A 25008-nucleotide genomic window follows, 5' to 3' on the forward strand; every position below is an offset into this window, starting at 1 on the left:
GCCTGCGTCCTTTTCTGCTCTGCCTCTCGACCCGCCATTTTGTGGCGGCTGTTTTTTTTGTGCCCTCTTGGTGGGGCTAACGTCTTCAGCCGCCGGTGCGCCGGATCAGGTAATCCCCGGTGCCGCGGCGGACGATCTTGTACTCTTGCTCTAAGGGCTCATCATAAACAGGATTTTCCAATTTTGCGAGCGCCAAGCGAAGATTGTCTCGGATTGAGTCACTTTCGCCATTGTCGAGCGCATAGGCGCGCCGGAAGACCTGCGAGGCTTCGGAATATTCGCCCAGTTCGATGAGCACGATGCCAAGATTGTTCCATGCTTCGGGCCAGTCCGGTTCTGCCTTCACCGCGCGGCGCAGCAGCGGTTCGGCCTGATGCAACCGGCCCAGGGCAAGGTTGGCGGAACCAAGCGCCATCAGCACCTCGCCGGTCAGGCCCTGTTCACCGGCGGCGCGGGTAAAGGAATCAAGGGCGAGTTCATATTGCTGCGCGGCCATCAGGCGGTGGCCCACGGTCAGGCCGTCGACGGCCTCTCCCCTTGGGTCGAGTTCTGGCGCAAAAGGGGATCCGTCGCGGTCCGGACCGCCCCCAAAACGGGGCTCCCCCGGGCGGCGCCGCCGGGCGGCGAGAGAGCAGGGCGGCCCAGAGAGCCTGTTTCATTCGGTCATTGACCCACGCCGATAGAGCCCATCTCTGTAATGCCGACCGCGGAGGGGCCCACGAGGATGATCAGGAGCGGTGGCACCGTGAGCATCATAGTCGTCAGCGTCATCTTTGTCGGCAGTTTGTTGGCCGCTTCTTCGGCGCGCATGACTCTTTTGTCACGCATTTCTTCGGCATAGACCCGAAGCGCGTCGGAAATGGATGTCCCGAAGGTCGTCGCCTGGTTCAGCACGGTGACAAATGAGGAGATGTCGGGCAGGCCGCAGCGGTCCGACATGTCGTTCAGGACCTGGCTCTTGTCCTTGCCGGCCTTCATCTCGTAGCTGATGATCTCATATTCCTCGGCCAGCGGGGGATAGGAGGCGTGCAGTTCCTTGGCGACGCGGATGATGGCTTGATCCATCGACTGGCCCGCCTCGACACAGACCAGCATCATGTCGAGACTGTCGGGAAAGCCCTGCTGAATCAGTTCCTGCCGTTTCGCCATCCGTTTGTTGACCCAGTACTTGGGCGCCATGTAGCCAAAGACGCCGGGGCCAAGGATATACATCAGCTTTTGGTTCATCGTGGCGGTGACCGGGTCGATCATCAGCAGGTAATAGGTCACGCCCGCGCCCAGAAGCAGAACGCCCAGCACGAATTGCGCGAAGTAATAGATCTGCACCGCGTCCTTGGACCGGTACCCGGCCTGCATCAGCTTGGTGCGGATTTCCGACAGTTCCTTGGCGTCTTGCGGTTCAAGGAACTGGGCGTACTTGTTGAGCTTCTCGTTCTTCGACTTTTCCCGCAGCACTGCGCGGGTGTCGGCGGCCATCCGGTCCTGACCGCTCTTCTTGAGCTTGTCGAGCGGATCCGGCTTTTGGTTCATGAAGATCGGGATGGTGGCGACGATCAGCAGCGCCGCCAGTCCCGCGACCACGATCAGCGGACCGGCGGGGCCCAGCGTTTCGGTGATCATCGCGTTGAGTGTTTCTAACATGGGATGTGCCTCAGACCTTGATGTTCACCAGCCAGCGCATGACGATCATGTTCGCGGCCAGCATGATGCCCACGATAAAGCAGGCGGGAATGAACCACGGGTGGTCCAGCACTTCGTCGTAGTAATCGGGCTTGGCCACCTGGATGAAAATCAGCGCGCCGATTGGGAAGCCGGACAGGAACTTGCCTGACCATTGCGCCTCTGCGGTGATGGCCTTGACCCGGCGGAACAGGCGGAAACGGGCGCGGATCACCTTGGCCAGACCTTCGAGGATCTCGGCAAGGTTGCCGCCGGCCTGCTGCTGGATCGCCACGGCCACGGCCAGAAAGCGCAAATCCTGCATGTCCAGCCGTTCGGCCATGTGTTTCAGCGATTCACCCACGTCGCGGCCATAGGTCGATTCGTCGGCAATGATGCCGAATTCGGTGGCCAGCGGATCCTTGAGTTCCTTGGCGACGATGGAGATGGCCGAGGAGAAGGGGTGGCCGACGCGCAGGCTACGCACCATCAGTTCCACCGCGTCGGGCAGTTGTTCCTCGATCATGGTCAGGCGCTTCTTGGCGCGCTGGTTGACCCAGAAGTAGACGCCGCCGACGCCCATGAAGACGGACATGACCGCGCGGATGGCAGCGCCCGCTTCGGTGCCGATGCTGAGACCGACGAAGGCAAAGACGGAGGCCGCGACCATGACCAGAATGAGCTGTTGCGGCGTGAAGGCCAGCGCCGCTTTCTGCGCCTTGCTTGCCAGCATCGAGTAGATGGGCAGCGAGCGGCTTTTCATGTGCTGGTCCATCTCCTTGCGGAGCTTGGCCAGGACGTCCTCTCGGCGTTCGCCCTTGTCCAGCATTTCAAGGCGGCGGTTGACCTTGCTGGTCAGGCTGATCGATTTGCCGAAGGCCACGAGGTAGACGCCGTTGACCAGCGCCAGGACGCCGAAGAAGATCCCGCCGTAAATGATGGGTTCTGCGCTGAGCATGGGTCTTACTCCGCTCTAAAGGGTTCGTAGATGGAGGCCGGCACGTCGTAGCCCCACATCCGGAAACGTTCCGCAAAGGCACTGCGCACGCCGGTTGCGGTGAAATGGCCGATGATCTTGTTATCGGGGGTCAGGCCGACGCGCTGGTAGCGAAAGATCTCTTGCATTGAAATCACATCGCCTTCCATGCCGGTGATCTCGGTGATCGAGGTCATGCGGCGCGAGCCGTCCTGCAGGCGGCTGGCCTGCACGATGAGGTTCACAGCCGAAGAAATCTGGCTGCGCATGGCCTTGAGCGGCATTTCGATACCGGCCATAGCGATCATGTTTTCCAGACGCGCGACACCGTCGCGGGCGGAGTTGGCGTGGATCGTGGTCATGGATCCGTCGTGGCCGGTGTTCATGGCCTGCAACATGTCGATGACTTCCTCGCCGCGCGTTTCGCCGACGATGATCCGGTCGGGACGCATACGAAGGGCGTTTTTCAGACAGTCGCGCGGGGTGACCGCGCCCTTGCCCTCGACGTTGGGCGGGCGGCTTTCCATCCGGCCCACATGGCTCTGTTGCAGCTGAAGTTCGGCGGTGTCTTCGATGGTCAGGATGCGCTCGCTGTCGTCGATGAAGGATGACAGTGCGTTGAGCGTGGTCGTCTTACCCGAGCCTGTACCGCCGGAGACGATGATGTTCAGGCGGGTGGCGACGGCGGCCTGCAGGTAGACGGCCATTTCCTCTGTAAAGGCACCGAAGTTCACCAGGTCGTCGATGCCCAGCTTGTCCTTCTTGAACTTACGAATGGAGACAAGGCTGCCGTCGATGGCGACGGGGGGCACCATGGCGTTGAAACGCGATCCGTCCGCAAGACGGGCGTCCACATAGGGGTTCGATTCATCGACGCGACGCCCCACAGCGGAGACGATCTTGTCGATGATCCGCATCAGGTGCTTTTCATCCTTGAAGGTCACGTCCGACACGGACAGCTTGCCGTTCTGTTCGATAAAGATCTGGTGCGGGCCGTTGACCAGAATATCCGAGATCGTCTCGTCCTTGAGCAGCGGCTCCAGCGGGCCAAGGCCTTTCACCTCGTCATAGAGGTCGGCCATCATGGCGCGGCGTTCGTCGCGGTTCAGGACGACGCCCTTTTCCTGCAGGGTCTCGTTGGCGATTGCGCTGATTTCCTCGCGCAGATCGCCTTCGGTCGCCTGATCCAGGGCGGAGAGGTTCAGGTTTTCCAGAAGCGCGCGGTGCAGCTCCAGCTTGATCTCGCCAAGGCGCTCCTTGCGCTTCTTTTCCTTGTCCACCGGCCCGGTCTGTGCCGCGGTCTTGGGCGGCATCTTGCGCCGGGTGGCGGAGGGCGGTGTCTTGGGTGTCGCGGGTGCGGCGGCGGCCGCAGGGGCCGCCTTTACCGGTGTCGCAAGCGGATCGGCAGTCTTTTTGTAACGCGAAAACATGTATTCCCCCAGGTTCAGGCGGCTTCGGCGTCGGCGGCACCAATGGCATTAAGCTGTTGAGCGAGTTTGACGATTTCCCGGCGAAGCGGGTTCTTGGCAGCGTGGTTGGCAAGCGGCAGCCCGTGATCGCAGGCCTGCGTGACGGCACGGCCGCCATCGGGCAGTTGCACGTCAAGCGCGATGCCAAGGCTGTCCGCCATGCGCTTGACCCGGCTTTTGCCCTGAAGGTCGGTGAACTTCGGCGCGCGGTTCAGCGCAAAGCGGATCTTGTCGAAGGGCAGTTCCTCGGATTGCAGCGCCCGCTTGAGCCGGAGCGTGTTCTGGGCCGAGCGCATGTCCAGTTCGACCAGCGCAAAGTAGAGCTGCGCCTCGTGCAGGACGGTTTCGGTCCATTGCACAAGGGTCGTGGGCATGTCGACGATGACGTAATCGAAAAACTGCCGGGTCAGGCTCAGCAGGCGCTTGATCTCGTCCGCGCCGACGATGTCCAGCGGGAGCATGTCGGTGGGGGCGGTGAACACCTGCAGTTTGTCTTCGTAACTCACCAGGGCCTGGCCAAAGCTGTCGGTGTCCATCGCCTCGATGTCCTGAAGCGTTTCATAGACCGCCTCGCGGCGCGGCAGATCGAGGTAGGTGGAGACAGAGCCGAATTGCAGCCCAAGGTCGATCAGGCAGACCTTGGGCTGCTTTTCCTTGCCCGACGTTGCCAGTTCATAGGCGAGGTTGACCGCCAGCGTGGTCGCGCCGACACCGCCCGCAAGTCCCTGAATGGCAATCAGAACACCGTCGCCAGAGCCCGACAGCTTGACCCCTTCGGGGCCGGCCTCGGGGGCGGCTGCCTGAACGGCGGCGGGGGCAGGGCGGCGCAGGCGTTCCAGCGCCGCGGCCAGTTCTCCCTCCGGCAGGGGGTAGGGGACAAATTCATTGGCGCCGTCGCGCAGCAACTGGTGCAGCGAGGCGGGGGTGACATCCTCGGCGATCAGGATCACCTTGATCCCGTTTTCGCGCGCGGCCATGATGACCTCTGAAAGCATGGGCAGGTCCGGCTCGTCGATGGCGTCGATGGCCATGGCCACGAACTCCAGCGAGGCGGCATCGGGCTGGCGCAGAAATGCGGCGGCCTCATCGAACCCCAGATCGCCCCAACCTTCGCCAAGCAGGGCTTCCATATCGTCGATCAGCAAGTCGAAATTCTGGACATCCCGGCTGATCGTGCAAGCCACGATCGGGGCCGGCTCTTCTTGCTGTGATGTCATCGTCATGCCTGTCGTTCCTTGTTACGGTCGGGCTTTTCGGGACGTCTCAAGCTCTTGTCCTCTTTGGCCCTGAGCGGCGACTCGAATGGGCCGCACGCACTGGTTCTTCAGGACGACATTCCTCTACAAAGGAGGCAACATTTGGGCCAAAAAACCGAAATTGTACGATGATCGGAGACTGAAACGGGGGATTGGACACGAAAAGTGACGTAATTCGCGTCAAGCCAATTCTGTCGGTAAAGCCATGTTTATTCTGCGCGCCAGCATTTGAACTGTTGTCGCCCCCGCACGAAAAAGGGGCCCGAAGGCCCCTTTATGCAGCCGCTCAACAGAGCAGTTATTCGGTGATTGTCAGGTCCTGACCTTCCTGGCCGGTGAGGCCAGTCTTGGGTTCGGCGCTGTTCACGTATTCGCGATAGATGATCTCGGCGTATTTGCCGTCCAGAACGGTGGGATGGCTGCCCACGAACCCCGAAACCTCGGTCACGGTGCGGCGGTTGCGGCGTTCGCGGCCCTCGGTCACGATCAAGGGCTGTGTTTCGCCGAAGGAGACCACCGCCTCCAGCCGTTTGCGGCTGATGCCCTGGCTGACAAGGTAGTTCACGACCGCATTGGCGCGGCGTTGACCAAGGGATTTGTTGTAGCCGTTGGAACCGACCTTGTCGGTGTGGCCGTAGACGCGAAAGCGGACTTCGGGAAACTGACGGATCCAGCGGGCCTGTTCGCTCAGCGTGTCCCGCGCGCCCTGATCCAGTTGCGCGCTGTTGAAGGCAAAGTTCACCGTCGTCATGACTTCGGAGGCAAAGCGCTGCGAAAGATCATAGATGACCTGCTTCTCACCGCTCATGATCTGGGTGTTGTTCATGGTGGCGTTGCCGAAGTAGCCGGTGTCGATCAGCGCACCCGCCTCGCGGTCAAAGCCGACGGGTGCCTGGCTGCACCCGGCGATCACGAGACCCATTGAGAGGGCGGCAGTTATGGGGAGCCTGATCATCTTTCGCCTCTATCTCAGTCCATTACATAGCCGTAGGACCCGGTGAAGTCCTGCTTGGCGACTTCGCCAGCAGCGCCGGTCCGCGGCGTTTTCGCGTTGCCCGCGACCTTGCCCCGCAGGAACAGGTCCCGTTCGGTGGGCGGTACGACGCGGTCGGTGGGCAGGGCATAGAAGTCACCACGGGTCGGCGTCACCAGATGCGGTGTCACGATGATGACCAGTTCCGACTGCGAGCGGGAGAATTCGGCGCTGCGGAACAGCGCGCCCAGCACCGGAACGTCGCCCAGCCACGGCAGTTGCGAGTTCTGGTCGGTGAAATCGTCCATCAACAGGCCCGCGATGGCAAAGCTTTCGCCGTCACGCAGTTCAACCGTGGTCGAGGTTTCGCGCCGACGGAAGCCGTTGATGGTGATGTCGGACAGAACGATCGAGTTGTTGCTGTCGATCGAGGACACCGCGGCTTCAAGCTCGAGATTGATGACATCGCCATCGACCACGCGCGGGATGAAGTTCAGTTCAACCCCGAACGGCTTGTATTCGATGGTGATGGTGTTGTTCTGCTGGCTGACCGGGATCGGATATTCGCCACCGGCGAGGAACTTGGCCTCTTGGCCGGACAGGGCGGTCAGGTTCGGCTCTGCCAGGGTGCGCACGACGCCTTTGCGTTCCAGCGCCTCCAGCATGATGCCCACTTCGAGCCCGCCTGCGTTGAAGCCGAAGAGCACGGCGCCTTCGACATCGACGCCCTTGGGGGCCAGTTTGTCAGCCACCGAGTCCAAATGCGCCAGAGATGCGGCGTTGCCGGTGCCAAGTTCAAGGCCGAGGTTGCCGCTCGCCACCGATCCGCCGGTGGCCAGCGAGGTGCGCAGCATCTTGGCGGCGGTGCGCTCCATCTCTGCAAAGCGGACTTTCAGCATGACCTGCTGCACGCCGCCGACAACCATCAGGTTCGACACGCGTTCCGGAGCATACCGTTCGGCAAGGTCCAGAGCGCGCTGCATCCGCGCGGTCGAAGAGATCGTGCCAGACAGGACAATGCCGTCATTGGCTGTACGGACCTCGATCTTTTCCTGCGGCAGGATCTGGCGCAGGCGCTCCTTGAATTCGGAGACGTCCGGGGAGACGCGGATATCGACGTTGGTGATCAGCTCACCCGCCGCGTCAAGGATCGTCAGGGTTGTGGTTCCCGGCGCCTTGCCCAGTACGTAGATGTTCCTGTCGTTCAGCGAAGAGATGTCCGCGATGGCCGGGTTGGCGATCGAGAGCTCTGCGAAGGGCGTCTCGCTTTCCACCACCAGCGCGCGGTTCATCGGCACCTGCAGGATCGGCTGATTGCCGTTGCGCAGGATGCGGACGTATTCCGCGTGTACTTCGGTCGCCATCGGTGCGGCCGCAAGGGACAGCCCCAAGAGGGCCGCCTTCATAAACTTATCGATTTTCATGTGACCTGCCTTTCGATCACGCCTCGGTCGCAGGTCTATCGCCTGCATTTCCTGAGACCATGCGGCTAATCGCGATTTTTTGCAAGAATCAATAGGTTCAGGGCTGGGTTTTATGTGGATAACCGGCAACAGAGTCTTGGCTGCAACAGTCAAAGGACCGCTGCGGTGGCAGCGGTCCTTTCAGGGCAACCGGTTGATATGGCCGGTGGAATACCGTGTGAGCGGAGCGGTCGGGCGCCGCTCAGTTTGTGCAGGGGATCGAGATCTCGACCACGTCGGCGCCGCGGCGAACCCGGGTGGTGCAGGATTTTTCGGTCTTCTTCTCGATCCGCTCTTCGGCCACAAGACCCAGCAGCGAGAGTTGATCGACCTCGATCGCCTCGGCCACCGTGTCGTCAAGCTGCGACATCAGGGAGAGCGAGAGCTTGCCCGTGGATTGTGCCTGCGCCAGGGCGGCAACCTGCGCCGGGCTGGCCGCAACGGTCACGGTGCGCGCGATGGTTGCGGTGTTGTATTCCGCTTCGGAGGTCTGGTCGATTGCGATCAGGCGGATGCCGGTCTGGATCAGCTTGGTGACCTCGCCCTGCGAGCGTTCACCGATCTCGCCCGGCAGGCGGCCGGTCCAATAGACGTCGACCCGGTCCCCGGGGCGCAGGAAGCCCGACACGCCGGAGGCGACGTCGACCTTGATGGCAAAAGCACGCTGTCCGCGTTCCAGCCGCGAGGTCAGCCCGGCGTCGCCACCCGGCTCGGAGACCTTGATCGCCATGAGCACCTCGGCCTTCTCGATCGGGCGCATGGCAAGACGGGCACCTTCGCCGGTGATGAAGAAGGGGTTCTCTTCATCGAAGTAATCTTCCGGCAAGGCCTGTTTCGGCCAGGGCGTCAAGGCGACGTCCTCGGGCTTGATCTCTTCGCCGTAGTTGATCGCGCGGGTCGTGATGTAGACCTCCTGGACGGGGACAGACGACCCCGATTTCGCGCGTTCCTGGGCCAGCGCGTTTTCATACGCGCCGATGTAATTCTGCGCCATGTAGACCGCGAAGCCCGCGAGCGCGAGACCGGCAATCAGGACGAGTCCGAATACGAGTCGCATATGTCACCTCATTTGAGAACGTTGACCGGAATTCCGGCGTTGCCTCATCCTGTCAGGGGAATCTGGCAACAATAGGACGGCAGACAGGCAGTTTAGCGACGATTTGAATGACAATCTCTGGGTCCCACAAACAGCAACGGGCGGCCCGTTTCAGGGTCGCTCCGCCGTGCCCTGCAAGGCAGGTAGGGTCAGAAGTCGTTCTGGCGTGTCAGTTCGGCGGAGACGCCGTCGCGCAGACCGAGGGTCGCGGTTTCAGCGGCAGTGTAGGCCGCGATGCAGAAACCGACGATGGCAGCGGTCAGAACAACCCAGTCGACGGTAACGGCACCATCTTCTTTGTCCCGGTAGCACTTAATAAAATTGTACATCGTGGTACTCCGAGGGGTTAGTCGGCTCAAAGTCGGTAGGCAAAAAAGGCGCGCGCCGCCCTGGGCCCGCGCCTTTCAAACGATCGTCAGACGATCAAGTGACTTAGAAGTCGTTTTCGAGTGCCACACGTGCAGCCGCTGCGTCGATCAGCGTGGTGGAGTTGGTCTCGATGGTCGAGTAGGCGGCAACGGCCAGGCCCACGACGGCTGCGGTCAGGACGACCCAGTCAACAGTAACGGCGCCGTCTTCGTCCTTGCGGAAGTTCTTGATGAAGTTGATCATGTGTTTTCTCCGGTTGACCCGTGGGTCGATAAGATCATGCGACCCATGTGGCCGCGCTGTGGGGCAGGCGTGGCGCGCGCCGCTTGCGCGCGCCAGGGATTACGCGGCGCTCAGGCCGCGCCCGACTTAGAAGTCGTTTTCGAGTGCCACACGTGCAGCCGCTGCGTCGATCAGCGTGGTGGAGTTGGTCTCGATGGTCGAGTAGGCGGCAACGGCCAGGCCCACGACGGCTGCGGTCAGGACGACCCAGTCAACAGTAACGGCGCCGTCTTCGTCCTTGCGGAAGTTCTTGATGAAGTTGATCATGGTTCTCTCTCCGTAGATGTAGTTCGTTGTTCACGTGGACCGTCTCGGGGGTGGTCTGGGCCTCTCTCAACTTGCCCTGCCCCTCGGCGGTATGGGTGTAATCTGCAGTTGGTTTGGGGCGAGAGTGTGGCCCGAATGGTGTGATTTTGCAGCCGAGCTATTTTTTGGAAGTGAATTTCGTAAAGCTTTGTAATGGTGTGGAAAAGTGCATTTTTTTTGCGATCTTCGGTGATTTTGAGTGGCCAGAACACGGCTGATTTTCAGCTATTGTTTCCGGTCTGTGTGGTACTGATGGAAAAACACCCATGATTGTGCGAGACTGGTAAAACAAAAGACCTAACAAACAGGGATCGAGCAGCCCCATGGTCATGAAAACTGTATTTGGCGCCGCGCTGGCGGTTGTCTTTGCCTGCGCATGTGCCAGCGCCGAAGAGACCCCTGCGCCCCCGCCTTTCGAAGATTTCACCTTCAAACGGGTCAAGCCGCCGTCAGGCGGCGTCAAGAAGCGCATCACGGTGCAGATCGCGCCCCGCGCCAACCCGGCCGTTGCGCCGCCGCTGCCCAAGGCCCCCAAGCCAAAGCCCGGATTGCAGGAGGCCGTGGCGCTGGCGCCCGGGGTCGAGATGGGCGCCTACGCATGGTACTGGCAGCAGGTTGCGCCGGAAGCCTCGAAAACCGGGCCGGGGCGGCTTGGGCCTGCACTGGCCAGTCTTGCCAAGGGACCCGCAGGCCAGAGCGTCGGCGCGCCGCGCCTGCAGGGCTTGCAGGAGATCGCATCGGCCTATGGCGTGGACCTGTTGCGTGAAACCGTGGGCACGCGCGTTTCACCGGCGCTGGCGCTGGCAGTGATCGCGGTGGAATCGGCGGGCAAGGCCCGGGCCGAGAGCGGGGCGGGCGCGCAGGGGCTGATGCAGTTGATGCCGGACACAGCGGCGCGGTTCGGGGTCGCGGATTCGCTTGATCCCACCCAGAACATCCGCGGCGGGGTCGCCTTTCTCGATTTCCTCATGGAGAAGTTCGACGGCGACCCGATCCTTGTCCTTGCGGGCTACAACGCGGGTGAGAATTCGATCGGCAAACACGGCGGCGTGCCGCCTTATGCCGAGACGCGGGACTATGTGCCCAAGGTTCTGGCGGCCTTTCAGGTGGCGCGCGGGTTGTGCATGACCCCGCCGGAGCTGGTCTCTGACGGCTGCGTGTTCCGCATCATGAACCCCTGAACCTCTGGTTTTGCGGGACGGAAAGGGGAGGGGGCGCTGCCCCCTCGGCCTGCGGCCTCACCCCCGAGGGTATTTGAAAGCCCAAAGAATGGCAGGGCGCGGGTTACTCCGGCTGCCGCAGGACCGCGCCGGGGTTCATGATGCCCCTTGGGTCCAGCGCCTGTTTGATGGCGCGCATGGCCGCCAATTTGGCCGGGTCGCTGTAACGTTCGAGGTCATCGACCTTCAGCCGGCCCACGCCATGTTCCGCGGAGACGGATCCACCCAAGTCATGCACCAGATCATGCACGCAGCGTTTGATGGCGTCGCGTTGGTGGGTGTGGTCTTCCTTGCGTTTGCCGGGGACGGGGAAGACGTTGTAGTGCAGGTTGCCGTCACCCACATGGCCGAAACAGTTGATCCGCCAGTCGCCCAGCTCTGCCAAGGCGGGACCGGCGCGCGAGATGAAGTCCGGGATCGCGCCGAGAGGGACGGAGATGTCGTGGCTGGAGACGGCGCCGATGCGGCGGTTGGCCTCCGGGATGTGTTCGCGCAGCGTCCAGAGGTCTTGGGCCTGCCCGACCGATTGCGCCACGATGCCGTCGGTGACAAGCCCGGCCTCATGCGCCTCGACAAACAGGGTTTCCAGCGCCTCTGCCGGGGCGGTGCCGCGGCCAAGGCCGAGATCGATCAGCACCGACCAATCCGGCGGCGTGGTCCAGGGCTGGCGCAGGTCGGGCAGCTGCGCCGCGAGGAAATCGAAGCCGGTGCGATGGATCAGCTCAAAGGCGCTGACGCCGTCGCCGACCTGTGTGCGGGCGAGCGCCAACAGCGCCAGCGCGGCGGTCGGGTCCGTCACGGTGAGCAGCGCGGTGCCGGTGGCCGCCGGACGCGGCGCCAGCTTGAGCGAGGCGGCGGTCAGGATGCCAAGCGTGCCTTCGGCGCCCATCAGCAGGTGGCGCAGGTCGTAGCCTGTGTTGTCCTTGCGCAGGCGTTTCAGCCCGTGCCAGATCGATCCGTCCGGCAGCACCGCCTCCAGTCCCAGAACCTGATCGCGCGCGTTGCCATAGCGCAGGGTGTTGACGCCACCCGCGTTGGTCGACAACAGGCCGCCGATGCGGGCCGAGCCTTCTGATGCGAGCGAGAGCGGGAACAGCCGGTCGACCTCTGCCGCCGCGCACTGCACGTCGGCGAGGATCGCGCCCGCCTCGACCACCGCGACGTTTTCCTTTGGCTTGACGGCGCGGATGGCGGACATGCGCTCCAACGAGACGATCAGCGGGGCGGGGCCGTCTGGCATCAGTTGACCGCCCACGAGGCCGGTGCCGCCGCCGAAGGGGATCAGGCCCACACGGGCCTCGGAACAGGCCCGGACGAGCCTTGCCGTCTCTTCGGTCGTACGGGGCAGGGCGACCCAAGCCGCACTGGAGGTGAACCGCCCGCGCGGGTCTTCGCGGTGGCGCGCATCGGCGGGACGGACGGTGTCCGGGGGGAACTGTGCCGAAAGGTTTTCGGCAAAGGTATCGTCGGCGGGGGTGAGAGGCATGTCAGGTACTTTCGGCAGCTGCAGCCGCTTTCTGGCATGGCGGAGGCGCGACGGCCAGAGGCGCGGCGTTCCTTACTCCTCGTCGGACAGGTAGCGCGGTTGCAGGACGATCACCGTCGGTCGGCGGGGCAGATCGCGCAGCGAGATGTCCAGCGTGGCTGTGTCGCGGCGGTCGATGACGAAGGTGTCGTCGACATCGGCAAGGAACTGTTCCAGCGCATAGCCCGAGAACCAGTGCATCGGGATCACCACGGAGCTTTTCAGCCGGTCCACGATGCGTTCCACCGTGGACAGCGGGATGGTCATGCCGCCGTCCACCGGCACCATCAGGATATCGGCGCGTCCCAGCGCCGCGTATTGCCGGTCCGTCGGTTCATGGTGCAGGTGACCCAGATGGGCGACGCAGAGCCCCTCTGCCTCGAAGATGAAGATCGAGTTGCCCAGCGGTTCGTCCCCGCCAAAGGCGGAGCGGATGTTGGTCGAGACGTTGCGGATCAGCATTTCGCCAAGGTCGAGGTGGTGTTCGATCCCCTTGCCGAATTCCTCTCCCCAGCCTTGCAGGACATGCGGAATGGCGGGATCGACGGCGGGCGTCCAGTGGGTGGTATGGGCGTGGTTCATGGTGACGATGTCGGGGATCATGGCGGTAAAGCCAATCTGGCCGTTGTAATCGGTGATCGCCTTCAGCCCGCCGCGTGTCTGGATCAGAAAGGACGCATGCGCGATGTAATGGATGCGCAGGTGGTACTCTTCTATCGGGGCGGTCCAGCTGGCCTTGTGCAGGTACTGCAGGCCCGGTGCCGCATCGGCGATGGCGATGCAATGCGAGGGGCGTCGCTGATCCTGCGCGGCGGTGGCACCGGCGAGCAGGCAGAAAAAGGCGGCGGCGAGGCGGATCATCGGGCGCTCCTTCGTGGCGGGACTGAAGGAAGAGTAGCGCGCGGCGTGCGTCTGCCAAACTCACAAATGCGATGTGGTAGAGATTGGGGGCCAATGGGCGGGGTCGATGATCCGCAAATAAGCAGGCGGATCAGCCGATGTCGGTGCGTCCGCGCCTGTCCATGCGGAGCGAGGCATAAAGCACATGCGTGCGCCAGCGGCCATTGATCTGCAGATAGCTTTGCGCGACGCCTTCGTATTTGAAGCCCGACCGTTCCAGCAGCCCGCGCGAGGCGACGTTTTCCGGCAGGCAGGCGGCCTCGATCCGGCTGAGGCCCATCTTGTCGAAGGCGTGATGCACCACGGCGGCGATGGCTTCGGACATATAACCACGGCGGGTGTAGCGTTCTCCGACCCAATAGCCCAGCGTTCCAGCCTGCGCCGGTCCGCGCCGGATATTGTCCAGCGTGATCGCGCCAAGGATGGCCTGATCGTCGCGCCGGATCAGGAAGAGCGGTAAAGCGGTGCCCATGTTGATCGACCGGGAGGCCCAGTAGACCCGGTTGGTAAAGGCCTTGCGCGACAGGTGGTCGGGCGACCACGCCGGTTCCCAGGGCGTCAGGTATTCCTCGCTTTCGCGGCGCAACAGCGACCAGGGCGTGAAATCCGAATGCACCGGCGGGCGCAGCGTCAGGCGCTCAGTCTCGAGCTTCACCTTGCGCCGAAAAGCCAGCATCACGCCGCCCGGCGGGCCTGAAGATCAGCGAGGGAGGGCGCATCCTTGATCGGCCCGTAGAGCGCAAGGGCGGCCGCGGATTGCGCCGCCTGCGCTTCGGCAAAGCGCAGAACGTCGGCACGGGTCACGGCGTCGATCTTGAAGACTGTGGCCTCGATCGGGGGGACGCTGCCCCAGATCTGGATCATGCGGGCGCTGCGTTCCGCGCGGGACGAGGGGCTTTCCAGCCCCATCAGCAGGCCGGCCTTCATCTGGGCGCGGGCGCGCTCGATCTCGGCATCCGACATGTCCTCTGCAGCGCGCTTCATCTCATCTATGGTCAGGGTGATGAGTTCGGGCATCTCTTCGCCAGAGGTTCCGGCGTAGATGGTGGTCATGCCGGTATCAGCGTAGGCCCCGCTTTGCGCGAAGATTGAATAGCAGAGGCCGCGCTTTTCGCGAATTTCCTGAAACAGCCGCGAGGACATGCCGCCGCCAAGCGCGATGGAGTAGATCTGCCCGGTATAGAAGTCGCGGTCGCGATAGCCGGGGCCTTCGAAGGCCAGCGCCAGATGCGCCTGTTCAAGATCCTTGGTGCGGCGCATCTCGCCGCCGTGGAACTTGGCCGGATCGGCGGACAGGGCACGGCGCGGGACCATGTCGCCAAACAGCGCCTCCGCCTGTTTCACCAGCGCATCGTGATCCACCGCGCCTGCAGCGGAGAGGATCATCTGGTCCGGCCCGTAATGTTCATCCACGAAGGCGGCAAGATCATCCCGGTTGAACGCCTGCACGCGGTGGCTGTCACCAAGGATGGTGCGGCCGATGGGCTGATCCGGGTAGGCCTTTTCCTGCAACCAGTCAAAGATCACGTCGTCGGGCGTGTCATGCGCCTGACCGATTTCTTGCAGGATCACGTGGCGCTCGACCTCGATCTCATGCGGATCAAAGACCGGGTTGCGCAGGATATCGGCGATCACGTCCACGGCAAGGGCGACATCCGCCTCCAGCACGCGGGCGTAATAGGCCGTCACCTCGCGCGAGGTATAGGCGTTGATATAGCCTCCCACGTCCTCGATGGATTCGGCGATCTGCAGGGCGCTGCGGGTGGTCGTTCCCTTGAAGGCCATATGCTCAAGGAAATGCGCGATGCCGTTCTGTTCTGCCCGCTCATGCCGGCCGCCTGCCGTGACCCATAGACCGACCGACGCGGATTGCAGGCCGGGCATGTTTTCGGTCACGACCCGCAGGCCGTTGGAGAGAGTGGCGAGCTGAACGGTCACTTGGACAAACGCTCCTTGATGAGGGTTTCAAGCGCGGTGAGGTCGTTCTGGACCCGGGTCACGCGTTCCGAACGCTCATACAGGTCGGCCATGCGATTGGGAAGAGGTGGGCGAATGCCGCTGGCCTTTTCGACCGCGTCGGGGAACTTGGCCGGGTGGGCGGTGGCCAGCGTCACCATGGGCGTTTCGGGGGTGCGCAGCGCCTCGCCGACGCGGACGCCGATGGCCGAATGCGGGCAGAGCAACTCGCCCATGCTGTCGTTCGCGGTACGGATGGTGTCCAGCGTTTCCTCCTCGGACACGCGGGCCGAGTCGAAATGTTCGCGCAGGGCCTGCAGTGCGCCTTGGCTGACGTTGAATCCACCGGCCTTCAGTTCGTCCATCAACTGCGCCACCGCCGCGCCATCGCGGTTGTAGGCGTCGAACAGTGCGCGTTCAAAGTTGCTGCTGACCTGGATGTCCATCGAGGGGCTGATCGACGGGTGAACCTCCGAGGTCTGGTAGGCCCCCGACGACAGGCAGCGATGCAGGATGTCGTTCTGGTTGGTAGCCACCACCAGACGGTCGATGGGCAGGCCCATCTTCTTGGCGATGTAGCCCGCGAAGATATCGCCAAAGTTGCCGGTGGGGACGGTGAAGCTGACCTTGCGGTCCGGCGCGCCCAGCGAAACGGCGGCGGAGAAGTAGTAGACAACCTGCGCCAGAACCCGCGCCCAGTTGATCGAATTGACCCCGGCAAGGCGCACCTCGTCACGGAACTCGAAGTGGTTGAACATATCCTTCAGCCGGGCCTGACAGTCGTCGAAATGTCCGTCGAGGGCGAGCGCGTGGACATTGGCCTCTGGCGGGGTGGTCATTTGGCGGCGCTGCACCTCTGACACGCGGCCATGCGGGAAGAGGATGAAGACATCGACATTGTCGAGCCCCTTGAAGGCCTCGATCGCAGCGGAGCCGGTATCGCCCGAGGTCGCGCCGACGATGGTCACGCGTTCGCCCCGGCGTTCCAGCGCCTCCTGGAACAGCTGGCCGATCAGCTGCATGGCGAAGTCCTTGAAGGCCAGCGTCGGACCGTGGAACAGCTCCAGCAGGAAATGCCCGGGGGCCAGTTGCACCAGCGGCGCGCGGGCGTTGTGGCCAAAGCCCGCGTAGGCCTTGGCGATCAGATCGGCAAAGACCTCATCGGTGAACCCGTCGCCCACGAAGGGCCGCATCACGCGAAAGGCGGTTTCCTCATAGCTGAGGCCGTGCAGGGCGCGGATGTCATCGGCGGACATGGTCGGGATGGTTTCAGGCACATACAGGCCGCCGTCGCGGGCCAGACCGGACAGCATGGCCGCTTCGAAGGTGAGCGAGGGCGCTTGTCCGCGGGTGGAGATGTAACGCATGTCAGGCCTCCCTGCCTGTCCTGAGACGCCGGATCCAGACGCCTGTCATGATGAGCCAGACCGCGGCGAGCGAATACCACGTGATGGCGTATTGCAAGTGATCGTTCGGGATGCCGCTGGTGTCGACGGGCAGGGGCGTCAAGCCCGTGTCCGCGGGCGACATCTGCCGTGTCACCACCAGCAGCGGTTCGGTGTTCAGCGCCTCGGCCATCGGGGCAAGGTCGCGCGCGAACCATGTGTTCTTGGCAGGATCGTTGTCCGGGGTAGATGAATTGCGATCATCGGGCCAGTGCAGGTTGCCGTCGATGATCACGCGGCCGGTGTGCAACGGCTTGTCCTTTTGATCGACAGGGACAAAACCGCGATCGACGAGGATGCGGCGGCCATCATCGGTCTGGAACGGGGAAATCAGACGCCAGCCTGCGCCGCGCTGTTTGACCGAAACCAGCACCGCGAGAGCCTCATCGCCGATTTCGCCGGTCAAGGTGACAGGCAGATAGCGTTGCGCCTGAGGGTCGATCATGCGGGGCAGAGGCTGTGGATCGCCCGCAATGGTCGTCTCGATCTCGTCGAGGACGCCGCGCTTCCACTCCAACCGGCCAAGTTGCCATGTTCCCAGCCATAGCAGGATGGCGGCGCCGACAAGGCCGATCAGCAGGGGGGCGATGTAACGTCTCAAGCGGGGCTCCGAAACGGAAAAGGCGCGCCACGGGGGCGCGCCTTGGTTTATCCTGTGAGGCCGTGGGTTCAAGCCCCAACCTGCGCCACCGAGCAAAGGGTGGGCGTAGGGTGGGATTTAACCCAGCGTTCCTCAGCCGCCCCAGATGTAGACGGCTGCGAAGAGGAACAGCCAGACCACGTCGACGAAGTGCCAGTACCAAGCCGCCGCTTCGAAACCGAGGTGGTTTTCGGCGGTGAAGTGGCCGCGGTAGACGCGGATCAGGCAGATGAACAGGAAGATCGTGCCGATGATCACGTGTGCGCCGTGAAAGCCCGTCGCCATGAAGAAGTTGGCGCCGTAGATGTTGCCGGAGAAGCCGAAGGCCGCGTGGCTGTATTCGTATGCCTGGAACACGGTGAAGATCAGGCCGAGGATCACGGCGATGATCAGGCCGGACTTGATGTCCTTGCGGTTGTCTTCGTGCACCAGCGCGTGGTGCGCCCAGGTGGCAGCCGCGCCCGAGCAGAGCAGGATCAGCGTGTTGATCAGCGGCAGGTGCCAGGGGTCGAAGGTTTCGATCCCTGCGGGCGGCCAGATACCGTCAACCGCCGGCGAGTTGCCGTCCGGGTCCATCGGGTAGATCGCGTGTTTGAAGAACGACCAGAACCAGGCGAAGAAGAACATCACCTCGGACATGATGAAGAGGATAAAGCCGTAGCGCAGGCCGATCAGCACCACGGGTGTGTGATCGCCGACCTGGTTTTCGGCCACAGTTTCCGCCCACCAGCCGAACATGACGTAGAGCACGCCGACGAAGCCGATCAGGAACATCCAAGGGCCGTTGTCGTGGAACAGCAGGACCGCTCCGAACAGCATGATGAAGCCGGCCAAGGCCCCAAGCAAAGGCCAGATAGAGGGGTTCAGAATGTGGTAGTCGTGGTTCTTTGCATGCGCCATGTCAGTTCGTTCCCTCGATTGGCGTTAGTTCACGGACGCTTTCGCGTCTCTCTTGGCGTCGAGTGCGGCCTGCGCTTCTTCGGGCAGGTCGATCTCGTAGAAGGTATAGCTGAGCGTGATGTGCTTTGTGTACTTGGCATCGCGGTCGGTGACGATCTCGGGATCGACGAAAAAGCTGACCGGCATCTGCACGCGCTCACCGGGCATCAGCACCTGCTCGGTAAAGCAGAAGCATTCGATCTTCGAGAAGAAACCGCCAGCCTCGTAGGGGGCGACGTTGTAAGACGCCTGCCCGGCAACGGGACGGTCGGTGGGGTTGTAAGCCTCGTAGAAGGCAAGGCCCTCTTCGCCGATGCGCAGGGTCATTTCCGTCTGCATCGGTTTGAATTCCCACGGCATGTCGCGCGATTTGGAGGCGTCGAAGCGGATCTTGATGGTCTTGTCGAGTATCTCGGCGCCCGCGGCATCCGCCACGTTGGGCGTGCCGCCAAAGCCGGTGACCCGGCAGAACCAGTCGTAAAAGGGCACCGAGGCCCAGGCCAGTCCGCCCATCAGGACGACCACGCCCACGGTCTGGAATACGGTTCTTGTCTTGCCGTCAATTGCCATTGCTGACCCCCTGTTGAGGTTGCATCTGGAAATCTCCGCGCGACACCTTGACCATGGTCAGCCCAAAGATGATGGCGATGAACACCGCCAGCACCAGCCCCACGCCGATGTTGCGGCCACGGCGGCGCTTGTGCAGTTCATGTTCTTTCATCAGGCTCATGCCCAGACCCCCAGACGGTCGATCCCGGCCTCGATCAGGATCGCTCCGAAGTGAGCGAAGAGATAGAGCAGCGACAGCTTGAAGAAAGACTTTTCGGCCTTGTAGCTGTCCGCTTCGGCCTGTGCCTCATCGCGGCGGAAGATCTGCACCGCGCCACGGATGAACAGGGCGTTCAGCGCGATGGCGGTGGCAAGGTAGATCGGGCCGCCAACCTGGGTGAATCCGAGGCCAATTGCAAAGGCGGCCAGCAGCAGCGTGTAGATCAGGATGTGACGGCGGGTCGCGCGGCGTCCGTGTGTCACGGTCAGCATCGGCACGGTGGCGTTGTCATAGTCCATGCGGACAAAGAGGGCGAGCGCCCAGAAATGCGGCGGCGTCCAGAGAAATGTCAGGCAGAACATCAGCACCGAGGCGGTTGAGATGTCGCCGGTCGCGGCGGCCCAGCCGATCATCGGGGGAAAGGCCCCGGCGGCGCCGCCGATCACGATGTTCTGCGGTGTCAGCCGCTTGAGCCACATCGTGTAGATCACGACGTAGAAGAAGATGGTAAAGGCCAGAAGGCCTGCAGCGACCCAGTTGGTCGCAAGGCCAAGGAAGACCACGGCAAAGGCGGAGAGCGTCAGGCCGATGGCCAACGCCTCGTCCCGGGTCACTTTGCCGGCGGGGATCGGGCGCTTGGCGGTGCGTTTCATCACCGCGTCGATGTCCGAATCGTACCACATGTTCAGCGCGCCCGAGGCACCGCCGCCCACGGCGATGAACAGGATTGCGCAGAAGCCGACAAAGGGATGAACCGCGACTGGCGCGGCCAGCAGGCCCACGAAGGCCGTGAACACGACAAGCGTCATGACGCGCGGCTTCAACAGGGCGAAATAATCGCCGAACTGGGCCTCGTTTTCATGGGTCGTGCTGTGCAGGCTAGCGTCGCTCATCGGGATCCCTGTGGTCAAAAGGTGCGCCTAACCGGCGCACCCTACGGGTTTGGCGTAGGATGGGTTATCAACCCATCCCGGCTCAGTTGGTCAGCACTTCGCGGACGTCGACGTAACCGCCGTCATCGATGGAGCGCTGCAGCCATGCCTCATAGGCCTCTTCGCTGACAACCTTGACGGTGATCGGCATGTAGGCGTGGGCAATGCCGCAGAGTTCCGAGCACTGGCCAAAGTAGACGCCTTCTTTCTCGGCGGTGAACCACAGTTCCGCCAGACGGCCGGGAACCGCGTCCTGCTTCACGCCGAAGGCCGGGATGGTCCAGGAGTGGATCACGTCCGCGCCGGTGGCCTGAACAACGATGGTCTTGCCGACGGGAACAACCACGGCCGTGTCGGTGGCCAGCAGGAAGTCGCTCTTGTCATAGCCTGCCGCGATCAGCTGTTCCTCGACCTCGGGGGTCATGCGGTTGTCGCCGCCGGTGGCGGGCGAGCCGATCATGAAGCTGTCATAGGCAAGGTCGGTGCCGACATATTCATAGGTCCAGTACCACTGTGCGCCGATGGCCTTGATGGTGATGTCCGCCTCGGGGATCTCCTGCTGCTTGAAAAGCACCGGCAGGGAAAACGCGCCGATGAAGACGAGGATCACGATCGGACCGATGGTCCATGCCACCTCGAGCGGCGAGTTGTGCGTGAAGGTGCCCGGCGTCGGGTTCGCCTTACTGTTGAAGCGGACGATGATGTAGGCCAGCAGGGCGACAACAAACAGGCAGATGGCGGTGATGATCACAAGGATCATGCCGTCCAGCCACTGCAGGTCCGCAGCCAGTTCGGTCGCGGCAGGCTGAAAGCCAAGGCCGCCCGGCTGGGGTTTGCCCAGCACCGGAAGGTCCTGCGCCAGTGCCGGCGCGGCGAGGAGGGCAGCGAAGAGGCCCGTCAGCATCGATTTGAATGTCATGTCTCACCCTGGTCGGTTGCGAGTGTGTTCGTGCGCACAAGAAAGGAAGCACAGGTCCACAAGACGGACTTCGGACCTCCCATTGCGTTCTGGTCAGCTTAAAATCATATTCTGGAATGCCGGGAAAGCACGGCCGTTGCGGCAAACCGCCGCTTTTCTTGATCCAGATCAAAATTGGAGAGCCACATGAGTTCCGCGCCGTTCCGCCCTTTCGACACGCACCTTGACCTTGATGCCACCTCTGCGCTGGTCTCGGAGGCCCTTAGCGGGGCGGAAGACGGCGAATTGTTCCTGGAGCGCGCGCGCTCGGAATCGCTGGTTCTGGACGATGGCCGGGTCAAGACCGCCAGTTACGATTCGTCCGAAGGCTTTGGCCTGCGTGCGGTGAAAGGTGAGGTTGCGGGCTATGCCCACGCCACCGAGATCAGCGAAAACGCGGTAAAACGCGCGGTCGAGACGGCGCGGCTGGCCATCGGGGATGGCGGCGGCGTGATGTCCCCGCCGCCGCCGGGCACCAATCGCACCCTTTACACCGATGCGGACCCGATCGACGGCGCAAGTTTTCCGGTCAAGCTGGAGGTGCTGCGCGAGATCGACGCCTTTGCGCGCGATCTGGACCCGCGCGTGGTGCAGGTGACGGCAACCATCGCGGCCTCTTTGCAGGAGGTCTCTATCCTGCGCGCCGATGGCACGCTGGTCAGCGACGTTCGGCCGATGACGCGGGTCAATGTCTCTGTCATCGTCGAACAGAATGGCCGCCGCGAATCCGGTGTGGCCGGGGGCGGGGGCCGCGTGTCCCTCGACGGTCTGCTGGCACCGCAGGACTGGCAGGCCAAAGCGCGCGAGGCGCTGCGCATCGCGCTGGTCAACCTGGAGGCAGAACCGGCCCCGGCGGGGGTCATGGACATCGTGCTTGGCCCCGGCTGGCCCGGTATCCTGCTACACGAGGCCATCGGCCACGGATTGGAAGGCGACTTCAATCGCAAAGGATCCTCGGCTTTTGCCGGTCTGATGGGACAGCAGGTGGCGGCCAAGGGCGTCACCGTGCTGGATGACGGCACGATCCCGGACCGGCGCGGATCCATCACCATCGACGATGAGGGCACACCCAGCGGCAAGAACGTGTTGATCGAGGATGGCAAGCTGGTCGGCTTCATGCAGGACCGTCAGAACGCGCGCCTGATGGGGGTGCAGCCCACGGGCAACGGCAGACGTCAGAGCTTTGCCCATATTCCCATGCCGCGCATGACCAACACCTATATGCTGGGCGGCGATGCCGACCCGGCCGATATCGTGGCCGACCTGAAGGACGGCATCTGGGCCGTGGGATTTGGCGGTGGTCAGGTCGACATCACCAACGGCAAGTTCGTGTTCAGCTGCACCGAGGCCTACCGCGTCAAGGACGGCAAGGTTGGCGCGCCGGTCAAGGGGGCAACCCTGATCGGGGATGGCGCCACGGCGCTGCAGCAGATCCGCGCCTTGGGCAATGACATGGCGCTGGACCCGGGTATGGGCAATTGCGGCAAGCAGGGGCAATGGGTGCCGGTGGGTGTCGGGCAGCCGACCGTGATGATCGGGGGCCTGACGGTTGGCGGCGCACAGGCCTGAGCCATGGTGGCATCCGGTGCGCACCGATCCGGCCCTGGCTGACAGCCTGTCGATCTGGGTGCACCTGATGGCCATCGGGCTGACGTTGGTCGGGACGGTGGTTTTCGGATATTCGCTCGGGATGAGTGCAACCTCGGTTGCCTGGGTGTCGGAAGGTCTTGCAGCCGTCCTTGCCGCGATCGGATTCGTGCTGACCTTTTCCGTGCTGTTCAGTTGGATGGGGCATTTGCCCGGTGCGGTCGCACTTCATTACGCGCTGCGCAGCGGGCACGGGGGATGGGCCGTCGCCATGGCGGGCGGGTTGGCTATCGGGGGTGTGTTGTCGGTGCTGATTGGCAGCATCCTCGCTGCCTTTCTGGGTCCATTCCTTGCGGTGATCCATCTGGCGTTTCTGAGGGCGTTGGCCACGCGATTTCGGGCCAGTGCAGAGAGAGTCGCTCCAAATCCCCCGGGAGGCCGGGCTTGAATTGATACGCAGACCGTTCAGGTATGTTCTCCGGATTTCCGGCCAACAATTATCTTTGTCGGAAAAAACGCATCAACCCCTCCGCGATTCATTAATGGTTAACCACCGTGGCGCTATGAATCGATAAGCAAGAAGACGGGGTCAGGATGCGCGACGAAAGCAACTCTTCCACTCACCCCCCACTCCCACCCACCACGGAAGATCATCGTGTGGACTGGCTCCGTCTCTTGCGCTCACGTCGGGTGGGGCCGACGACCTTCTGGAAATTGACTAACGAACACGGCTCTGTGCAGGGCGCGCTGGAGGCTTTGCCCGAGGTGGCCCGCGCCGCCGGGGTCAAAGGGTATGAGATCTGCCCCAGACAGGTGGCAGAGGCGGAACTGACCGCCGGGCATCGTCTTGGGGCGCGGCTGATCTGTCGTGGTGACAGTGACTATCCCCGTGATCTGGCTGAATTGCCGGACGCGCCGCCGGTCCTCTGGACCATCGGATCGGTCGAGGCGCTGAACAGGCCCATGGTGGCCCTCGTGGGGGCGCGAAATGCGTCTTCGCTGGGCATCCGGATGGCCCGCAAACTGTCAGAAGGGCTGGGCGAGGCCGGGTTCGTCGTGGTGTCCGGTTTGGCGCGGGGCATCGACACGGCGGCGCATGTCGCATCCCTGCAGACCGGCACGGTTGCGGTCATGGCGGGCGGTGTCGATGTTCTCTATCCGTCTGAAAACACACGATTGGCCGAGCAGATTGCGCAGAACGGTGGCGTCCGGATCAGCGAGCAACCCATCGGGACGCAGCCGGTCGCCCGGCATTTTCCTACCCGCAACCGCATCGTTTCGGGCCTTGCCCGCGCGGTTGTGGTGGTCGAGGCCGCGGCGAAATCCGGCTCTCTCATCACGGCAAGAAACGCGCTTGATCAGGGGCGCGAGGTATTGGCAGTGCCAGGGCATCCGATGGACGCCCGGGCCGGAGGCTGTAACATGCTGATCCGAGACGGTGCACGGCTGGTGCGCAACACGGATGACATCATCGAGGCGCTGCCGCCTGTCGAGTTCGACCTTGGGACGGCAGGGCAGACCGAACTGGATCTGACGCCACGCGCCCATCAGGCGCTGTCGCCGCGCCCCGGGACACCCGCGCCCTGTGCGACGTCGGCCGCATCAGGGGAGGACACGCAAACCCTGCGCGAAGCCGCGGCGCTGCATCGCCAGATCCTGGAACGGTTGGGGCCATCGCCGGTGGCCGAGGATCAGTTGATCCGCGATCTTGGGGCGGCAGCCGGGCAGGTGTCGCCGGTGCTGACCGATCTGGAACTGGACGGTCAGATCCGGCGGCAGCCGGGTGGCCTGCTGTCACGGGTCACGCGTCACTAGCCGCCGCAGAACTCCGGGATCACCGGGTGCCAAAGCGGACAGTAATCCGGGTGTGACCACCAGACGTCCGTGGCACCGATGACGTGATGTACCGCCACCCATGTTGCGCCGGACCGTTGGTACAGCACCTGCATATCGGCCCCGCCCCAGTCGAAGGGGTTGTCCTGATCGAAACGCTGGGGGATTTCGCCGGGCGTGATTTCGCGGCCGCCCGGGCGGACCGGGTGCAGGCTGGCAAAGGCGACATCGCCGCTGACCCGCAGCCCATCGACGACAAAGGTCACCGGCGCCCCAAGCACCCATTCCGCATGCGGGCGGGCGGCGTCCATCAGCGAATTGCGCAGGGCCGTGCCCCGTTCGGGCGTATCCCATGCAAGGGCGGGCAAGGCAACGGACAGGACCGCGAAAAAGGTCAGTGCAAAACGGCTGCGACGCATTTCATTTCCTCCGGGCAATCTGTGCCCAGCTAACCG

At 63.1% G+C, this 25008-nt stretch carries 27 protein-coding genes; 4 read left to right on the forward strand and 23 right to left on the reverse strand.

Going from position 1 to position 25008, the window contains the following annotated elements:
* Positions 1-85 precede the first annotated feature (85 nt).
* The 11 genes from ACTXGA_RS05555 to ACTXGA_RS05605 all read right to left on the reverse strand — a co-directional run bounded on the left by ACTXGA_RS05555 (position 86) and on the right by ACTXGA_RS05605 (position 9810).
* Positions 86-517, reverse strand: a complete 432-nt coding sequence (locus tag ACTXGA_RS05555) for a tetratricopeptide repeat protein (RefSeq protein WP_443392409.1) — start codon at positions 515-517, stop codon at positions 86-88.
* A 146-nt stretch (positions 518-663) separates the two neighbouring features.
* Positions 664-1641 (reverse strand): type II secretion system F family protein, encoded by a 978-nt coding sequence (locus ACTXGA_RS05560; protein WP_443392147.1) that lies wholly within the window; start codon positions 1639-1641, stop codon positions 664-666.
* A gap of 10 nt (positions 1642-1651) precedes the next feature.
* Complete coding sequence (locus tag ACTXGA_RS05565; RefSeq protein ID WP_443392148.1) at positions 1652-2617, reverse strand: type II secretion system F family protein; 966 nt, start codon at positions 2615-2617, stop codon at positions 1652-1654.
* 5 nt (positions 2618-2622) lie between these two features.
* Positions 2623-4065: a TadA family conjugal transfer-associated ATPase gene (locus ACTXGA_RS05570; RefSeq protein ID WP_443392149.1), complete on the reverse strand. Its 1443-nt coding sequence runs from the start codon at positions 4063-4065 to the stop codon at positions 2623-2625.
* A gap of 14 nt (positions 4066-4079) precedes the next feature.
* Positions 4080-5327: a CpaE/TadZ family protein gene (locus ACTXGA_RS05575; RefSeq protein WP_443392150.1), complete on the reverse strand. Its 1248-nt coding sequence runs from the start codon at positions 5325-5327 to the stop codon at positions 4080-4082.
* Between the two features lie 331 nt (positions 5328-5658).
* On the reverse strand, positions 5659-6315 hold the full coding sequence (locus ACTXGA_RS05580) for an OmpA family protein (RefSeq protein WP_443392151.1): 657 nt from the start codon (positions 6313-6315) through the stop codon (positions 5659-5661).
* 14 nt (positions 6316-6329) lie between these two features.
* Positions 6330-7757, reverse strand: coding sequence for a type II and III secretion system protein family protein (locus ACTXGA_RS05585; protein WP_443392152.1), 1428 nt, complete (start codon positions 7755-7757; stop codon positions 6330-6332).
* Positions 7758-7998: 241 nt separating this feature from the next.
* Positions 7999-8853, reverse strand: coding sequence for a Flp pilus assembly protein CpaB (gene cpaB / locus ACTXGA_RS05590; protein WP_443392153.1), 855 nt, complete (start codon positions 8851-8853; stop codon positions 7999-8001).
* Between the two features lie 188 nt (positions 8854-9041).
* Positions 9042-9221, reverse strand: coding sequence for a hypothetical protein (locus ACTXGA_RS05595; RefSeq protein ID WP_443392154.1), 180 nt, complete (start codon positions 9219-9221; stop codon positions 9042-9044).
* A 103-nt stretch (positions 9222-9324) separates the two neighbouring features.
* Positions 9325-9504, reverse strand: a complete 180-nt coding sequence (locus tag ACTXGA_RS05600; protein ID WP_443392155.1) for a hypothetical protein — start codon at positions 9502-9504, stop codon at positions 9325-9327.
* 126 nt (positions 9505-9630) lie between these two features.
* Positions 9631-9810: a hypothetical protein gene (locus ACTXGA_RS05605; RefSeq protein ID WP_443392155.1), complete on the reverse strand. Its 180-nt coding sequence runs from the start codon at positions 9808-9810 to the stop codon at positions 9631-9633.
* A gap of 368 nt (positions 9811-10178) precedes the next feature.
* Here ACTXGA_RS05605 and ACTXGA_RS05610 point away from each other — a divergent pair, with 368 nt between their 5' ends.
* Positions 10179-11030 (forward strand): lytic transglycosylase domain-containing protein, encoded by an 852-nt coding sequence (locus ACTXGA_RS05610; protein ID WP_443392156.1) that lies wholly within the window; start codon positions 10179-10181, stop codon positions 11028-11030.
* 103 nt (positions 11031-11133) lie between these two features.
* Here the strand turns inward: ACTXGA_RS05610 and ACTXGA_RS05615 are convergent, their stop codons facing one another.
* From ACTXGA_RS05615 to coxB, 11 genes are all read right to left on the reverse strand, one after another.
* Positions 11134-12555, reverse strand: coding sequence for an FAD-binding oxidoreductase (locus tag ACTXGA_RS05615; protein ID WP_443392157.1), 1422 nt, complete (start codon positions 12553-12555; stop codon positions 11134-11136).
* Between the two features lie 72 nt (positions 12556-12627).
* Positions 12628-13455, reverse strand: coding sequence for an MBL fold metallo-hydrolase (locus ACTXGA_RS05620; protein WP_443392158.1), 828 nt, complete (start codon positions 13453-13455; stop codon positions 12628-12630).
* Between the two features lie 130 nt (positions 13456-13585).
* Positions 13586-14170, reverse strand: coding sequence for a GNAT family N-acetyltransferase (locus tag ACTXGA_RS05625; protein WP_443392159.1), 585 nt, complete (start codon positions 14168-14170; stop codon positions 13586-13588).
* Positions 14170-15432 (reverse strand): M16 family metallopeptidase, encoded by a 1263-nt coding sequence (locus tag ACTXGA_RS05630; RefSeq protein WP_443392160.1) that lies wholly within the window; start codon positions 15430-15432, stop codon positions 14170-14172. Before ACTXGA_RS05630 ends, ACTXGA_RS05625 begins: the two co-directional genes overlap by 1 nt.
* Complete coding sequence (thrC, locus tag ACTXGA_RS05635; protein ID WP_443392161.1) at positions 15429-16817, reverse strand: threonine synthase; 1389 nt, start codon at positions 16815-16817, stop codon at positions 15429-15431. Before thrC ends, ACTXGA_RS05630 begins: the two co-directional genes overlap by 4 nt.
* Position 16818: 1 nt before the next feature.
* The gene (locus tag ACTXGA_RS05640) at positions 16819-17496 is read right to left on the reverse strand and encodes an SURF1 family protein (RefSeq protein WP_443392162.1); all 678 of its coding nucleotides are present in this window, start codon (positions 17494-17496) and stop codon (positions 16819-16821) included.
* Between the two features lie 132 nt (positions 17497-17628).
* On the reverse strand, positions 17629-18435 hold the full coding sequence (locus tag ACTXGA_RS05645) for a cytochrome c oxidase subunit 3 (RefSeq protein ID WP_443392163.1): 807 nt from the start codon (positions 18433-18435) through the stop codon (positions 17629-17631).
* Between the two features lie 24 nt (positions 18436-18459).
* Positions 18460-19044 (reverse strand): cytochrome c oxidase assembly protein, encoded by a 585-nt coding sequence (locus ACTXGA_RS05650; protein WP_443392164.1) that lies wholly within the window; start codon positions 19042-19044, stop codon positions 18460-18462.
* Entirely contained in the window at positions 19034-19204 is a 171-nt protein-coding gene (locus tag ACTXGA_RS05655) for a cytochrome c oxidase system small membrane protein (protein WP_443392165.1), read from the reverse strand. The genes ACTXGA_RS05650 and ACTXGA_RS05655 overlap by 11 nt, the downstream gene beginning before the upstream one ends.
* The gene (gene cyoE, locus ACTXGA_RS05660) at positions 19201-20136 is read right to left on the reverse strand and encodes a heme o synthase (protein ID WP_443392166.1); all 936 of its coding nucleotides are present in this window, start codon (positions 20134-20136) and stop codon (positions 19201-19203) included. Before cyoE ends, ACTXGA_RS05655 begins: the two co-directional genes overlap by 4 nt.
* Before the next feature lie 82 nt (positions 20137-20218).
* Entirely contained in the window at positions 20219-21094 is an 876-nt protein-coding gene (gene coxB, locus ACTXGA_RS05665) for a cytochrome c oxidase subunit II (protein WP_443392167.1), read from the reverse strand.
* A 186-nt stretch (positions 21095-21280) separates the two neighbouring features.
* On the opposite strand from coxB, the gene tldD reads away from it, so the two are divergent.
* From tldD to dprA, 3 genes are all read left to right on the forward strand, one after another.
* A complete protein-coding gene (tldD, locus tag ACTXGA_RS05670) occupies positions 21281-22702 on the forward strand; it encodes a metalloprotease TldD (RefSeq protein ID WP_443392168.1) in 1422 nt (473 codons plus the stop codon).
* A gap of 16 nt (positions 22703-22718) precedes the next feature.
* Positions 22719-23168: a hypothetical protein gene (locus ACTXGA_RS05675; protein ID WP_443392169.1), complete on the forward strand. Its 450-nt coding sequence runs from the start codon at positions 22719-22721 to the stop codon at positions 23166-23168.
* A 146-nt stretch (positions 23169-23314) separates the two neighbouring features.
* Positions 23315-24535 carry a DNA-processing protein DprA gene (gene dprA / locus ACTXGA_RS05680; protein WP_443392170.1) on the forward strand — a complete coding sequence of 407 codons (1221 nt, stop codon included), beginning with the start codon at positions 23315-23317 and terminating at the stop codon, positions 24533-24535.
* Here the strand turns inward: dprA and ACTXGA_RS05685 are convergent.
* Positions 24532-24972: a hypothetical protein gene (locus tag ACTXGA_RS05685; protein ID WP_443392171.1), complete on the reverse strand. Its 441-nt coding sequence runs from the start codon at positions 24970-24972 to the stop codon at positions 24532-24534. The genes dprA and ACTXGA_RS05685 overlap by 4 nt on opposite strands.
* Positions 24973-25008: the final 36 nt, after the last annotated feature.

This window comes from Antarctobacter jejuensis (assembly GCF_052266595.1).
Classification (GTDB): Bacteria; Pseudomonadota; Alphaproteobacteria; order Rhodobacterales; family Rhodobacteraceae; genus Antarctobacter; species Antarctobacter jejuensis.